Genomic DNA, 16,497 nt, shown 5'->3' on the forward strand with positions numbered 1-16,497 from the left:
AGGAGTATAAAAGGAAGATCCTGAGATCTCCTTTTATACTCCTGTTGAGTTACTTCAAAGTCACTTCAACTTCTTCCATTCATCGTATGCATCTTGATATACTTGTAAATACTTTTCGAGTTGCAATCCCTTGTACCCTGCAATATAACTGTCCCATTCCTTCGTTATATCCTTGTTACCTGTAATAAACTGTGCCATATTGGAGTCCACGTAATCCATCAGCGTGCGTTCAATTTGAGAGATGGTCAATGCATCTTCCGGTTTGAAATTGACATTGCTTGGATATACCACATCCAGATTCGCAAATGGCTCGTATTCCTTGGCTGCCAGCCAGAATCGATACTCCCTTGGCCCATCGCCTTCTGCGAGTGGATCTTCAGGAGCTACAAAAGATTCACGGATGGAATTGAGCATTTGCATCGTGCCAAGCTGCCACCATGTATCGGCCAGGGGCACACTTCCGTCCGTCTTGGAAGCAGGTAACAAGACGTCATATTGGGCCGGCTGACCATTGTAATCCATCTGGCCACTCTCTGCTTTTTTCCAGCCATCTCCTTCAAAACCATAGGTCGTCAGGATGGTGCCCTCTTCGCTGTACAGGTAATCAGCCAGTTGGATGGCCGCAATTTTTTCTTCCTCTGTCGCTTTGTTCGTAATGACGAAGTCGCTCTGCCCGATTCCCGCAGAATAACCGGAGAGCTGCACGCCATGGGGCCCTTTCAGAGGTGGCAGTACCGCATAATCCTTGTTGCGAGGATATTTGACCCCGCCGGTAACAATGGCATAACCCACAACGCCCACTGCGGCATCTTGCTTATTGGCAAGCTGCTTCACAGCATCTGCATTTTGTGTAAAGGCTCCCTTGTCAATAAGTCCTTCCTGATACAAGCGGCGAAGATATTCCAGACCTTCCCTCCACTCCGGCTGTGCTGCCGAATAGATAACCACGTCATCCTTCACGCTTAGATATTTACTGGCATCGTTATAGATAAATGCATTCATCAGAAAAGCGTCAACACCACCGCCCCACTCGTCCGGAGTCGTTGTAAATGGGACTTCATCAGCTTTTCCATTACCGTTCGGGTCTTTTTCCTTGAACGCTTTCAGCACTTCATAGAACTCGTCCGTTGTTGTGGGCATACTGAGGCCTAGTTGGTCGAGCCAGAGGGTGTTGATCCACACTCTCTGATTGTAGGTGCAATGCAGGCATTCATTAATTTTGGGAATACCGTAAATGTTGCCATCCGGAGCAGTAGCCGCTTCCTTAACACCTTCAACCTCTTCGATTGCTTTTTGAATGTTTGGTGCATATTGTTTGATAAGATCGTTGAGCGGAATAAAAGCACCCATCTTTCCGTACTTGATCTGATCAGCCTTGCTCATTCCTGCATCCAGAATGACTGCCGGGTAGTCTCCGCTCGCGAGAACAAGCTGTTTTTTGTCATTATATGCACCGCCGGGTGTCGTTTGCCAAGCAAACTGGATCTTGAGCTTTTCCTCGATGTATTTCGAGAATCGATTGATTTGCAGCTTTTCAATGGCTTCGCCCTGTGGTGCCAATACACTCAGACGAACCGCTCCGTCCTTGGTTACCGCTTCTGCAGAAGAATCCTTGTCTTTATTGTCACTGCATGCGGAGAGCACAATGGTCATAACCAGAGTCAAACACAATAATAGACGTCCTGATCTTTTCAACTACGATTCCCCCTTGTAATAAATCAAGCTCATATTTGGTAAGTCACTACCCCTTCAGAGAGCCAATCATGACTCCTTTGACAAAATGTTTCTGTACAAAAGGATATATAACAAGTACGGGTACACTCGCGATCACGATAAGTGAATATTGCAGCAAATCCTTTAATCCCTGTTGAACAGCCTGAGCGCTGATATTAACGTACATATCCGAGTTATCTGCATTCAAGATAAGCAGGTTACGAAGGAAGATTTGTAATGGAAATTTTGTATAATCACTTAAATAAATCAGTGCGTTGAAATACGTATTCCAATGCCCAACCGCATACATAAGCGCCAGTACGGCAAGAACCGGCTTCGATAACGGCAATACCACCCGCCATATAAAAGCTAAATCGCTGCATCCGTCAATCTGTGCGGCCTCGGCCAGATCATCCGGGATGGTGGATTGAAAAAATGTCCGTGCGATAATGACCTGAAACACAGCGAATGCTCCCGGGAGAATCATGACCCAGCGTGTGTCGAGCAGCCCAAGGGATTTCACAAGCAAATAGTTGGGGATCAGTCCTCCGTCAAAAAACATCGTCACAACAAGCAAAAGCATGATGATGTTGCGCCCATAGAACGTCCTTCTTGCCAAGGGATATGCAATCATCACTGTAAACGATACATTTAGCAGTGTCCCCGCCACGGTATAGAACAGGGAATTACCGAAACCGATCCAGATGTCTTTGTTTTGGAATGCGGCCTGATATCCAATCCAGCTGAATTCGACTGGCCAAAGCCACACTTTTCCGGAAGAAACCGCAGATGGAGAGCTAAAGGAAGCGCTTAAAATATGAAGCAAGGGAAACAAAACGATAATCAAAATGAACGCTAAGAACAGATAAATGATGCTCATGAACAATCGGTCTGTAGCAGATTCTCGTATGGCGACGCTCTTCATCATCTTCCTCCCTACCATAAACTGTTGGATGAGACCTTTTTGGATATCAGGTTCACCAGCACGAGCAGTACAAAGTTTACAACGGAATTAAACAGCCCGATGGCAGCGGAAAAGCTGAAATCGGAGTTCAGTAATCCGACTTTGTATACATAAGTTGAGATGACTTCAGATGCATTTTGGTTCAGCGGGTTCTGCATCAGATATATCTTTTCGAAGCCTACACTCATAGTTGAGCCCACACTCAAGATCAAGAGAATGGACATCACCGGGACCAAGCTGGGAATATCAATGTTTATCATCCGTTGCAGTCGTGTTGCCCCGTCCACTCTGGCGGCCTCGTACAACTCGGGGTTTACACCGGACAAGGCTGCAATGTAGATGATGGCGTTGTACCCCATGAATTGCCACGCATCCGAAAATACATAGATTGTCTTGAACATGCTGGCACTACCCATGAAGTCAATCGGTTCCATTCCGAATAATCTGAACAGATTGCTGACAAGTCCTACATTGGGCGACAGATTGACGATCAGGATGGACACGATGATTACCGTTGAAATGAAATAGGGTGCGTAAGTGACCATCTGTACTGTTTTTTTGAAAAAGCCGTTCCGGATCTCGTTTAATGCCAGTGCCAGCAAGATGGGTAACGGGAAGTTGACGAGCAGACCATATAACGAAATTACTAACGTATTTCGAAAATACTGCCAGAAGAATGGTGCCTGAAACAGCTGTTCAAAATACTTGAGACCTGCCCATGGACTCCCCCATATTCCCTGCACGACATTATAATCTTTAAAAGCAATCAGCACGCCAAACATCGGAACGTATTTGAAAATGAGAATGTACAACATAGGCAGCAAAACTAGCAGATAAAACTGCCAGTGTCTGCCCATTTTGCGGGCAATGCCGCTTGATGACTTTCCGGATAACACAGGCTCTTGCCGGGGTGAAACGGTGAAGGATGATTTGCTGTCCATTGTCACGCTCCTTTGCATGTAATGGTGCCATCTTAAACAGACAATGCATCCTCGAACAATATACATCTTTCACGCATGCAACCTATTTCCTCAAGAGACCTGCTTAAGTGAACAGGAGCGGCAGCGCAGGCGAACCAATCTTTTTCTCCATACAAACATAATTCGCCGATGTCCTACTGCACACTCTGGCAAGGTTTCCCCGGTCAGCAACAGCTCATCTCAATTCGGTTTAACCGCCCATTTGCGGTATTCGCCGGGTGAAGTGTTTACATGTTTTTTGAACGCCCGGCCAAATGAGATCACATTGGCATATCCGACTTCCTCTGCAATCTCATTCACGGACAACGTCGTTTGCTCCAGTAATTGCTGTGCCCGCTTGATTCGCACATCGATTAAATAATCGACAAACTTGTTGCCCGTCATCTCCTTAAACAATTTGCTGATGGATTTGGGACTAAGCTGGAACTGCTCCGCCAGATAATCAAGGGACAGCTCAGGATTACCATACTCCCGTTCAATACATTTGCGAATTTCGAAAATCCGTTCCGAATGCGTTCGTTTCTCCTGAAGATGACGAATCTGCTCTGCCAGGTGTGTCAGCGGGTAACGTACATTTGCCTCAAGCTGCTGAAACGTCTCGGAAGAGGACAACGCTTCCTGCAAGGAGGGTTCGACCTCTGCTGTCCACAGTTCTTGAAATTCTTTGGGAAGTCTGCTTATTTCCCGCTCTATGGAATAGATCATATACCCGACCAGACTTACAATATTATCCCGGTCCAGAATATCCTGCTCAATCTGCTGCATAATTGTATCGTATTGCTGTCTCCAGTCAGGCTTCGCTGTACGCAGGGATTGCGCCATGGCATGAACCAGTTGGAAATAGTCGAACGCTCCTGCTTTTTTATCCTGATCTACGTGGGAAAACAGAATGACCTGGTTTCCGCCCAAAACCATCTTGTATTTCAACGCTTGCAGCGCTTGGCGATAAGAATCAGGAATATGCGTATATGCATTGGCGATGCTTCCCACACCAACACTGATTCTGAGATTCATGTTTTGCTCAATCCACGTCCGTGTATCCTCGAACATCTGAAGCAGATGTGGGTCAACTCCCTGTTCATCCTCCAATTGCAGCATGGCTCCCAGAATATCACCCGAAATCCATCCCGCCCATATCGTATAACCGTGTTGTTCGGCCGTTTCCTGAATGACGCTCAGAATGGCGAACTTCAGTAAATATTGATCCCGAGGCATGTAATACTGTACAAAACGAGCATAATCATCCATTTCTACGACACAGATAATCTGTTTTTGGCTTAGATCATTCAATTTAAATCCGTTTTGCTGTGAGTCCCATTGGCTTGGATTCTCGGGATATTGGCCATCCAGCAATTGCTGGAGCAGATATGTTTTCTTCAATTGTTCATCTTCACGATTTTGCTGCTGGTATATGCGATTCTGTGCCAGAAAAAGATTCAGTGCTGATTCAATGAATGCAAACTCGTCTTTGGGCCCCTGATGATCCTTCGAGACAGGACTGTCCTTAAACTGCGGAAAACTGTTGATCCTGGAGATAATCTGTTCAATAGGCTTGTAGCTTTTTCGCGTAATGTAAAAAAACCAGCCAACCCCGGCTATAATCATGACGATGCCTATCACAAACCAGACGTTATACAGCATGTTGGTAGCGTTTACAAAAATACCGTTTAATGGCCCGCTCACATACGTCCACCCGGTTAATGATGAGGTTTTCTGCGAAACCACGGACAGATCGTCATGCTCCGCCCCGGCCAAGTCGAGAATATCCTGCCCTGCCCCATCCAGAATTCGGGTATAGCTGATCTGTTGTTCATAGATTCCGTTAACGAGTTCGGTCATTTTGCCGGGGGACAGGTTAACAACAAGCAAGCCTTCCCCGTTAAGGAGAACGGGACTTCTAAGCACAAGACTGACAACCTGGCGATAACCTACAATGGAAAAGGGTTCAAACTTCCTTAGTTCCGTCCAGTGATTCCCCGTCTTTGTTAACTGTGAGTGGATAAATGGAGCATCTGAAAAATCCTCCAACGTTGTGATGGTTGCGTCACTAATGACAACTGGATGATGCGTCCGAACAACATAGATCGAATCCACTAGCGGATGATCCTGCTTGAACTGTCTCATGAACTCGGCTATCTGAATGTGCAGGTAGTCGTTGTCCGTTTGGCTGGCATTCCAAAATAAGAAAAGCTCATTATTGTGCAGCAATTCGGAAAGCAGCTCTTGCTCCATCGTTTTCAGTGAAGAATCAACCAGGTTCATGGCCTGAACAAGCAAGCTTTCATTCGCCATGATCGCTTCCTTACGACTCTGACTGCTCAGTAATTGGTAATATAAAAAGAACATAAAGGTAACTACAATGAAAAAGACAGGAATGTAGGATAACAACTGTCGATAATAAAAGATTTTCCTCTTCATGCACGTCTCCCCTCCAGACAATGAAATGATGTTCATATGATATCTGACCGGGAAAACAGGTTCAATCACAGAATTTTAAGAAGGATGCAACGATATTATGATTTAATCTATATACATAAAAAAATGTTCCCGGCTCGCAAGTGCTGACTGCGAACCGGGAACATTTGGTTGTGCAACAGGATATCATTCGGATACTTTAATTATTTGGAGACAGAAGAAGTATCATAGGAAGACTGCATAATCTCCAGATATCGATTAATGTTCAGTCCCTCCAGGCCTTTCACATATTCATCCCAATCCTTATCCAGACTTTTGGCGCCTGTAATAAATTGCAGGGCGTTCTGATCGATGTAATCCTTGAGATTGGTCTGCATCATGCTGGCTTCATCAGCTTGGGACGGATCTACCCACAATGCCCAATGAGGGAAAACCTCTTTGGGTTCCTTGCCCTCCATTAACAATGTCGCCTCATAGAGACGACGCTCACCACCATCATTGGCATAGATGTCTGTCCCCTGTACTTCGGAGTCCCGATATGCCTGATAATGATTGTACTGACTCAATGCAGCCCAACTGTCATTACGAGGTTCTTCACCAGAAGGAAGCGGAATGGCTTTATATAGCGGCTCAATCAGATCATTGAGCGCCACTTCTCCTTCTTGTGGTTTGCGCCAGCTTACGCCCTCTTCTCCCAGATATGATGCCATGGTTCCTTCCTGGGTATAGACATAATCCAACAACTTAATGGCCGCGATCTGCGTTTCCTCACTGGCTTTGTTTGTCAGGACAAAGGACGCTCCGGGATCAATCGGGTAGTTGTACGTAGCATAAGCGGCATTGGGCCCCTTCAGTGGAGGGATGGGATTGTAATCATTCCCGTAAGGTGAACCTTCCGCAGTCGTTACGAATAACGATGGATGCATCGCTGCTCCCGCACCGAGAAGCTGTGCATCAGCGTTATCGCCAATTTTTTTGAAGGCCCCGACGTTTTGGGTAAATGCCCCTGGATCAATCAACCCTTCATCGTACAGGGATTTAATATAGGCAAGCCCTTCTTTCCACTCCGGTTTGTTCACTACGGTCTCCACTTTCCCCTGATTGACAATGAGATAATTCCGATCGTCGTCATAGATAAAACCGTTCATCAAGTACGGAATAATGTGCACGCCGAAATTTTCAGTCGAACCGCTTAGCGGTACTTCGTCGGCTTTACCGTTCCCGTTCGGGTCTTTCGTTTTAAATGCCCGAAGCATTTCCTTAAATTCTTCTGTCGTCGCGGGTTCGGTCAAACCCAGTTGTTCCAACCATTTGGTGTTGACCCACATCTTGTTCGGGTATGAACAGTGAAAACATTCATTCAGACCCGTCAGACCATAGATATTTCCGTCGGGAGCAGTGTTCATGGCCCGATAATAGTCATTGCTTTCAAGCACTTTTTTAATATTGGGAGCATGCTCCTCAATCAGATCATTCAGCGGCAAAATAACCCCCTGCTGACCAAACTTCAACAAGTCTGTCTGGGAGAAACGATCTACCCAAGGGATGAGCAGATACAAGTCCGGATAATCACCGGAAGCCAGTGAAATCTGTCTTTTCTCCGCTGCACCGTCGAATGGAACCGTAGTCCAGTTGAACTGAATATCAAACTTCTCTTCCATTTTCTTCGTGAATTTGTTAGTGGACAGGTTGGTATCCGAACCCTGGTGAGCAAACACATTAATGGCCGTCTTGCCTGACGGATCGCTGCCTTCCCCGTTCCCCTTATCAGAACTTGAACATCCGGCAAGTACCAACGAGGTAAACAGCATACAGGCAAGAATGATGAATCCCGCTTTTTTCAATACAATCCTCTCCCTCATGAATAATAAAAAAAATGAACTTATCCTTTGACTGAGCCAATCAGCATGCCTTGCACGAAATACCGTTGAACAAAAGGATAGATGATTAGCACCGGCAAGCTGGCCATCACAATTAATGAGTACTTCATGAGTTCAGCCATTTGCTGCTGTTTGATCATTTCCGATGCATCCATGTTCCCCGTACTGCTGTTCAGAATAAGAATACTGCGCAATATCAGCTGTAGCGGATAGAGCGACTGTGATTTCAGGTAAATGAGGGCGTCAAAGTATGCATTCCACTGACCGACAGCGTACATAAGTGACAACACGGCGATAATCGGTTTGGCGAGTGGCAGGATAATACTGAAGATAAACCGGATGTCACTGCAGCCATCGATGTCTGCTGCTTCGGACAATTCTTCCGGTATCGAATTCTGAAAAAAGGTACGGGCAATGATGACTTGCCATACCCAGACGGCATTGGGAATCAGCAACGCCCAGCGGGTATCAATCAGTCCCATGGTTTTGACCACCAGATAGGTAGGGATCAAACCGCCCGAGAACAGCATGGTGAAGGTAATAAACATCATTAACGAACTGCGACCAACAAACGTTTTTTTGGATAATGGATAAGCAATCATAATGGTCAATGCCACGCTGATGAAGGTGCCGCAGGCTGTATAGAAAAGGGAATTGGCATAACCGGTAAGGACTTGATCATTCCGCAATACAGACTTGTAACCGTCAAACGTCAGATCAATAGGCAACAACCAAACTTTTCCCGAGGAGACGGCAGCAGGGCTGCTGAGCGAAGAACTCACAATATATATCAAGGGATACAGCACGGCAATCAGCACCACCGTCAGCATGAAGTAAACAACCGTTATAAATACGCGGTCTCCCCAGGATTCACGAATCGTACTGCTGCTCTTGATCTGCGAACGACCTGCATTTGTCTGTGTGTTAGGCATGGGTTGGTTCTCCTCCTTTCGCTCCCGTTACCATAAGCTTGTATTGGACAGTCGCTTGGCGACCGCGTTTACGATTAATAGCAGAATCAGGTTAATCACCGAGTTGAACAGGCCAACCGCAGTAGCGAAGCTGTAATTGGCATTCAGCAATCCTATTTTATAGACATACGTGGAGATGATCTCCGAAGCAGACAGGTTGAGCGGATTTTGCAGCAAATATATTTTTTCGAACCCAACAGCCATGATATTCCCTACACTCAGGATCAGAATGATGACGGCTGCCGGAAGTAGTCCAGGCAGATCAACATTGATGATTTTCTGTATACGGTTGGCTCCGTCCACTTTGGCGGCTTCATATAGGGATGGATCAACACCTGCCAGAGCAGCCAGATATATCACAGCGGAGTACCCCATTCCCTGCCACACATCCGAGAATACGTAGATGGATCGAAACAGTCCGGGCTCACCCAGAAAATTCACCGCTTCGAGACCAAGGGCACCTGCAATCGTGTTGACAATACCCAGCCTAGGAGACAGAAAGAGCATAATGATGGAGACCATAACAACGGTAGAGATGAAATATGGAGCATACGTCACCATTTGTACTGTTTTTTTGAATCGTATGTTTTTGATTTCGTTCAGCGCGAGCGCCAGTAATATAGGAATCGGGAAACCAACGATCAGGCTGTAAAACGAAATATAGAGCGTGTTCTTGATCAGCATGACAAACGCCGGATTTTTAAAAAGTAATTCGAAATACTTGGTTCCGGCCCACGGACTGCCCCAGATCCCCTTGATGACGTTGTAATCTTTAAATGCCAGGACCGCATTCACCATGGGTACATACTTGAAAATAATAAAGTAAGCAATCGGTGGCAGGATCAGCAGATATAGCTGCCAATGTCGCCTCCAGCTTCTGGATAATGCTTGCTTCAAGAGAGACGGTTTACTTGGTTTTTCCACAGACTTTGATTCACTGGTCATTGTGGTTCTCAGAATCATCCCCCCATTCATGGCTCCCAATCGTGCTGAACTGCAGCTCAATTTGGTAGCGCTTACTTTTTGAGTAATCATAAGATTGCGCTGGGGATGCGTAAAGGTACAGTTACGCCGGGAAAGTACAAAAAGCGAATAGATATGCCGAGAAACAGCCTACATTAACCGCTATGAACGTCCATTTTCCGAAACACACTCGGGGAAATGCCGCGTACCCGCTTGAAAGCTCGGCGGAATGAATGTGCACTGTTATATCCGGTGGCCTCCGCAATCTCGTCAATAGTCTGACCGGAGGAGTGCAACAAGTTCGAGGCAGCATCAATGCGTACCCGTTCTACATAATCGGAAAGATTCTCTCCTGTATGTTCTTTGAACAGTTGGGATATAAACTTCTCGGACTTGCTCATGTGCTCCGCAATCCGATAGATCGTCAAGTTTGCATCCCCATAATGTTGTTGGATAAAACAAATCATTTCGTTTACAGTATCCGCATGTGCTCCTGCTCTTCTTCTCTGGAAATCACCGCAGATGTCTTCCGTTAACCGTTTGAATTTTGCCCGCAGCGAAGTAATCGTTTCTGTCATCTGAATGGATATCACCCGAGTTTTATATTCCTCCAGTAGGGAGGCATCCAGCTTGAATTTGGGTTCGTCCAGCTTCAGAAAAGTCCCCTTCAGCTCCATGATGAACTGCTGTGTCATCTCGTAGGACAGTTCCCGCTCCTCTAAATTACGAAGAAACAATTGCTCCAGAATACGTATAGCCTCTTCAGGCTCCCCGACTTTGATCGTGTTCAACAGGCGCTGTTCAGACTCAATTGGATAATAGAACATTTCATTTTCCTTCATCGTATCTTCAAATCTCACCAGATGATCTGTTCCCATATGAATGGCATAATCCAGAGCTTGTTTGGCTTCATCAAAGGAACGTCCTGCATCATTCCAGACCTCGTAAGCTGTACCTGTACCAATTGTTGTGGATATCCGATGCTCCCGGTAGATCACTTCCATCAAGGTGTTCAGCTCTTTTTCACATTTCCCTATAGCTTCATTCAATGGGTTCTCATCCAATGGACAGGCAAAAGCGATCTGGTCTGTTCCCCAATCCGTGATCAGCAGCTGGGCATTCCACTCTGTAAGTACTTGTTTGACGAGCAGCCTTGCGACACCCAGTTCATGAATAGTTTCTTCACTGTCCGGATTGGCATATCCGTTTACCTTCACTAAGCCTGCCAAGCCCTGGCTGCTATGAAGAGAAATGTGCGCCTGGGATGAGATAACCTCCAGCTCAAGTGAGGTATAGACTTCTCCGGTTAACAAACGTTTGATAAAACCATCTCTCAATAACGGAATCTGCTCATTCATGGCGTTTTTAAGTGAGTCATTATTAGCAATCAGATTGTTAATATGGCTTGCCAAAAAATCATATTCATTGCCCCGTCTGTCTGGGGAATCGGTGATTTGTTCCCGAAAAGAGGCCAACAATCTGTATACGGGTGCACTGTTCCGATAGGCCAGAACCAGCCCGAATAACAGTCCCAAGGCAATGGTTGCCATAGTAAACGCCAGCGTGACTTGTTTGATTTGGTCCGCTTTTGTCATGAGTGCTTTCTCCGGAATCCCTGCTATGTAATTCCATCCATTTTGACTGGACTGTATCGATATCAGCAGCCGACCATCACTTCCAGGCTGTACGTTCTGCACGTTCAGCTCCGTTTCCGCAGCGTTATCTTCTCTCCGATGACTCTGTGCCATTTGCTCAGCCTCGGTCTGTTCAATACCAAGGGAGAAAATGATCTGCCCTTCCGCATCGGTGACGAGAGTCCAGCCTCCATATTGATCCACAATATTTTGAGTAAGGCTGGCCATCTGATCCTGATCAATCATGACACCAATCGTCGCTTGCGGTTTGTTGAAGCTGTTCAAAGGCAGAGATTGCAGAAACGTAATGGCGGGAACGTCTGCAAGCACAGTGCCGAGTATTTCACGTTTATAGTTTCGAAGCGGTATGATTTCGTTAAAGTGTGGTTGTTTGAGAATTTGGTCATACCATTGTTCAAACGACATACCGTCCAGCTGATTGGCAGCATAATAATGCTCTGGACGATAATACACGGTTCTTGGTGTGATGATGGCATTGTAGTTTGGAATGTGAATGAAGAAATGGGACAAGTAATCATTGGTACTGCTGTACATGGAGAGGCTCCGCTGCATGCGGTTCATACCGTAGACATTGTAGAGATCATGCGGCTTTGGGCCAGTAATTAAATTTTGCAAATCGGGATTGACGGCAAGCTGTCTGGTAAAAGCTTCAACTTGAAGAAGATTTCGCTCAATGATCTCTTTGCCAAGACTCAGCGACTTCAAACTGTTCTCAATGGAGCTGGAACGGGCTGCTTCAATGGAAGCTCGGTAAGAGGCATATCCCGCAATTTGAGGAATCATCAGAATGACAAGATACGAAATGAGGAATCGGCGGAACACGGGTGAAAATTTGGACCATAGGAGCTGCATATGTACCCTCCCTTTTTTATCAAGCGCTTACATTTCTCTGTGATAAGGTAGCTGTTCAATGATACACCGGGCATTTCTTCCTGGTGAAGGTACAACTTCTTCCTTATGGTACATTTACATACTGCAGCGTACAATGCTTGCATGAAAATAATTGTCAGTCTGCGGGTTGGCGCACAAATATAGTTGTATTTTACCTTTGCATGGCCTCCTTCCCAAAGTATCAAAAATAAACGCAAAAAACCTCCCCAAGACATGAAATGACTTGGGGAGTTCTTGTTTAACGTTGTGCTTATTAATTGCTAACGGCAACAAATTTCCATTGTTGGTTTGTAGCACCTGTGTAGGTGTTCTGTTGCAGCTGGGCTCCATCCGAAGTGGAAGCGTTCGCCACTTCAATCGCTTTATTGCTGTTCACGTTAATGATACTCCAGTACCCGTTACCAAGATCGTTGACCTTAAAATGCTGAGCGGTTGTGTTCAGATTGCTCATGAGTTGAACCGCTTCCCCATTGGTGAGGGTACCGTTGCGAATATCGATGACTTTGTCCGGTGAGTTCACACTTGTCAGTGTATAGTTGCCGCTGCCGATTGAGGTCAGAACCCACTTCTGAGGGTTACCGCCCAGATCGCTCCACTGCTGGAGCTGAAGATTATTTTCATTTTGACCACCAGGGACATCAACAACCTTGTTGGAATGCCGGGCTACAATTTTATAGGTTGCACCGGATACCAGACCCGTTGTCGGTTCGCCGCCTTGTCCACTACCCGGGTACGTCTGAGCACGTTCATGGTACCAGTTGAACAGGAATCGTCCCATGGCACTCCGTGAAGCATCTCCATCCCATTTCAGTCCAGCCGTTGGGTCGGCAAAGGAGCTTCGTGGTCCTTCACTTAGAATGAATCCGTTCATATGAGCTGCAATGCTGACATTGCCTGCTGCGTTAAAGATCGTTTTGGTATTCGTGCCGAAACCTTCATTGCTGCCATTAAACAAGTTCCAATAGGCCGAATCGCCAGGTTTGTTTTTGAACCAGGTTACCTCGGTAATGTTAATCGGATATTTGTCAGCGGCTGCCTTCACGTTGGTATTCCACTGGTCTTGCAGGATGGAGAAGTTGTCATATGCGCCATAACCAGGGTACCAGTGAACCGCATACCCATAGTTGTTGAGCGGGTCAGTCAATGGATGGCTTGCCGTCAAGCTGTAAAATTGGTTGTATCCCAGACCTGCCGCCCAGATAACGTTGTCCGCACCTTTGCTGCGAATTGTTGAAATCATGGAATTTTGGAAATTACGCAGGTCATTCCAGTGATCTACAAAATCATTTTCCCCGTTGTATCCACCCCAATGTCCATTGGCATAGGATTTCACCGGTTCGTTGATCAGTTCGAAGTGAACGTTGTCTGCACTTTTGATCTCCGGGCGTGAAGCGAGATAACCCCAGATTTCGTTGAATTTTTGCAGGTTGGCAGGTGTTGTTGCCTGATCATCCTTCAACGTGAAGTCCAGTCCCAGGACAACATAGACACCTTTTGTTTTGGCATATTGAATGTACGGAATAATTACATTTTGAGTAACGCTCTGCACACCGGCAAAATTATATGTACCAGCAGCCACATCTCCCATGTCCTGACGATCGATGAACAGACGTACCTGATTCATATTCCAGCCATGATTACTTCCGTATTTCGGGCTGGTGTCCGCAAATGTATCGGTAATGTCTTTCAGATAAGCCAGTGTAGCTGCATGACGGTTATTGCCGTGCAGATTGAGATAATAATTGCTGTCCTGATATGTCCAGTAGGCCCCTGAAGGTTGATGCCAACCGTCCAGAAGCACAGGCTGGTTGTTGCTGTTCACCAAGTTTTTTCCGTTCACGTGAAGCTTGCCCATCGGCATGCCCACCCATGCTTCGGCGCGGTTGCCTCCCCATGGAGCTATTGTGATCAATAAAGCCAGAATGAGTACAAGTTTACAAGATGTCATGAACTTTTTCACTATAATTCCTCCCACTATAAAGTAATGTTCCTGATCTGATATATTTCCTTTCAATATTGCGAGGTAAGCTCCGTCAGAGTATCTTTGATCAAACATATCGCTCAGGTCGGCGCCCGCTCCCGCAGTCCGTTCCACACTAGCAAGGGAATCCTTCGCAGGGCAGGGTCACGGTTCTGCTGTGAGCAGACGTTCATGAGATCGTTGCTTGCCCTCTTTTCACAGATCGAATGTTGCATGAAGTTCCTCCTTCCTTATCCAGTCTGATCCCACTCCAAACGTACAGGAGAACTTAACTTAACCGACGATTCCCGTACGCTCTACACTCTCTACGAAATATCGTTGCACAAACAAATAGATGACGATCAAAGGCAGAATGGCAAGAAGAATTCCTGTATCCTGGATCATGCTCAGATAGAACGGATCGGCCTGGGAAGCTGCACCGTCAGTAACCTGCTGGGCCAGATTATACGGAAGGGACGATAACTGGGTCGACATGACTTTACTTGAAGTCAGATAAGTCGTCGTATAGAAGCTGTCGTTCCACTGCCATACGAAGGAAAACAGCATGACTGTTACCATGGACGGAATGGCATTGGGCAGCATGATTCTTGAAAATGTTCTTCCGATGCCCGCGCCGTCCACATATGCCGCCTCCTCCACTTCTTTCGGAATACCTCTGAAGAATTGCCGGAAGATAAAAATGTACAAGCCGGCCTTAAGTGAATTGGCCGTAATCGCCGTCAGAATAAACGGCCAATAGGTGTTTAGCAAATTAACAGGTTTGCCTGCTATAAGCGTCATAAGCCCCATCAGGTCAAAGCTTTTCAGATTCAGGTATACCGGAATGAGAATGGTCGTTGGCGGTACAAGAATTGTCAGAATTACACCGGCAAACAGCCAGTTGCTTCCCCTGAATTTCAGTCTGGCGAAGCCGTATCCTGCAAGTGCACAGGATGCTGTAGTCAACAGTGTTGTCGTTGCAGACAGGGCAAACGTATTAAACAGCGTTGCCCAGTAATCCATAACGCGTATCGCCTGCTTGAAATTGTCAATGGAGAAGTTCTGTGGAATCCAAACCACCACTGCCGAATAGAGATCACCTTTAGCTTTGACGGATGTTGAAACCTTCTGAAATATGGGAAACAGGATAACGAAGGAAAGCCCGGTAATCAGAACGAATCGGATCATGGCCCACAGCCAGCCTTTCCAATGCTCCAGCGATAATAATCGTGATGTTGTCACGTGGGACACCCTCCTTTCTAATCTTGATAGAAGACTCGCTTCGAGAAAATGATGTTTACAATAACCAGAATGATGGCAATGGCCAGAAAGTAGACCCATGCCATGGCAGAACTTAATCCAAAGTCAAACTTGACGAAGCCGGTATCCCGGATCAGTTCCGTCATGGCGTTATTGGCAAATGAATCAATGATCGTATAGATCGCATTGACAAAAATAAGCGGGCTGACCATCGGGAACGTAATTTTCCAGAAGGCTTCATAGCCCGTCGCCCCTTCCATCTTCGAAGCCTCATACAGTTGAGGGGAAATCGTCTGGATCCCTGCCAAAAAGATCAAAATCTGTACACCGGACTGACTGACGATCTGATAGATCCGATCTACGGCGCTGCTCAGATACGTGACGATCCAATCGCTCACTCCGGCATTAACCATTATATTTTCGAGTTCAAATGTCCCGAGTGAGCTTCCACCTGTGCTGCTCTGATTAACCGCTTCAATCAGGCTGGTGCTCTCCAGTGTCATAATCACTCCCGATGCCAGAATAACGGGCAGGAAAAAGATCGACCGCGCTACAGCCCGGCCCCTGAACTTCTGATTCAGGATGACGGCAAGGAACAGACTGAATATAACGATAAGTGGCACGTTGATGAGTACATCTGTGATCGCCTCAATTAACGCACGGTTAAAGCTTGTATTGACGGTGAGCGCCTGAATGTAATTGGCGACACCGGTGAACTGAATCGCTATGCCTTCCGCGTTGGCTTGAATTGTACTCATGCTGTATCGCAGAGAGGCCAACAGCGGAATGAAGAAAAATAACACAAAACCAATGAGCCAGGGAAGCACGTAGATTACGCCCCACAT

11 protein-coding genes are annotated in these 16,497 nt (G+C 46.3%); all 11 read right to left on the reverse strand.

Translation table 11 applies throughout. From position 1 onward, the window contains the following. Positions 1-60: 60 nt before the first annotated feature. Entirely contained in the window at positions 61-1,695 is a 1,635-nt protein-coding gene (locus D829_RS0108610) for an ABC transporter substrate-binding protein (protein ID WP_017688469.1), read from the reverse strand. Positions 1,696-1,741: 46 nt separating this feature from the next. Beyond that, a complete protein-coding gene (locus D829_RS0108615) occupies positions 1,742-2,641 on the reverse strand; it encodes a carbohydrate ABC transporter permease (RefSeq protein WP_152416986.1) in 900 nt (299 codons plus the stop codon). Positions 2,642-2,649: 8 nt separating this feature from the next. Beyond that, positions 2,650-3,534: an ABC transporter permease subunit gene (locus tag D829_RS0108620; protein WP_241230750.1), complete on the reverse strand. Its 885-nt coding sequence runs from the start codon at positions 3,532-3,534 to the stop codon at positions 2,650-2,652. 303 nt (positions 3,535-3,837) lie between these two features. Continuing rightward, positions 3,838-6,075 (reverse strand): helix-turn-helix domain-containing protein, encoded by a 2,238-nt coding sequence (locus D829_RS0108625; protein ID WP_017688472.1) that lies wholly within the window; start codon positions 6,073-6,075, stop codon positions 3,838-3,840. Between the two features lie 200 nt (positions 6,076-6,275). Then, a complete protein-coding gene (locus tag D829_RS0108630) occupies positions 6,276-7,916 on the reverse strand; it encodes an ABC transporter substrate-binding protein (RefSeq protein ID WP_017688473.1) in 1,641 nt (546 codons plus the stop codon). A 38-nt stretch (positions 7,917-7,954) separates the two neighbouring features. Further along, positions 7,955-8,884 carry a carbohydrate ABC transporter permease gene (locus D829_RS0108635; protein ID WP_017688474.1) on the reverse strand — a complete coding sequence of 310 codons (930 nt, stop codon included), beginning with the start codon at positions 8,882-8,884 and terminating at the stop codon, positions 7,955-7,957. Between the two features lie 27 nt (positions 8,885-8,911). Continuing rightward, positions 8,912-9,766: a sugar ABC transporter permease gene (locus D829_RS0108640; protein ID WP_026081080.1), complete on the reverse strand. Its 855-nt coding sequence runs from the start codon at positions 9,764-9,766 to the stop codon at positions 8,912-8,914. A 275-nt stretch (positions 9,767-10,041) separates the two neighbouring features. Next, positions 10,042-12,393, reverse strand: coding sequence for a helix-turn-helix domain-containing protein (locus tag D829_RS0108645; RefSeq protein WP_017688476.1), 2,352 nt, complete (start codon positions 12,391-12,393; stop codon positions 10,042-10,044). 292 nt (positions 12,394-12,685) lie between these two features. Beyond that, positions 12,686-14,392, reverse strand: coding sequence for an RICIN domain-containing protein (locus D829_RS0108650; protein ID WP_017688477.1), 1,707 nt, complete (start codon positions 14,390-14,392; stop codon positions 12,686-12,688). A 294-nt stretch (positions 14,393-14,686) separates the two neighbouring features. After that, on the reverse strand, positions 14,687-15,634 hold the full coding sequence (locus D829_RS0108660) for a carbohydrate ABC transporter permease (RefSeq protein WP_017688479.1): 948 nt from the start codon (positions 15,632-15,634) through the stop codon (positions 14,687-14,689). Positions 15,635-15,651: 17 nt separating this feature from the next. Next, positions 15,652-16,497: a sugar ABC transporter permease gene (locus tag D829_RS0108665; protein WP_017688480.1), complete on the reverse strand. Its 846-nt coding sequence runs from the start codon at positions 16,495-16,497 to the stop codon at positions 15,652-15,654.

Origin of the sequence: Paenibacillus sp. PAMC 26794 (assembly GCF_000316035.1) — a bacterium.
Taxonomy (GTDB): domain Bacteria; phylum Bacillota; class Bacilli; order Paenibacillales; family Paenibacillaceae; genus Paenibacillus.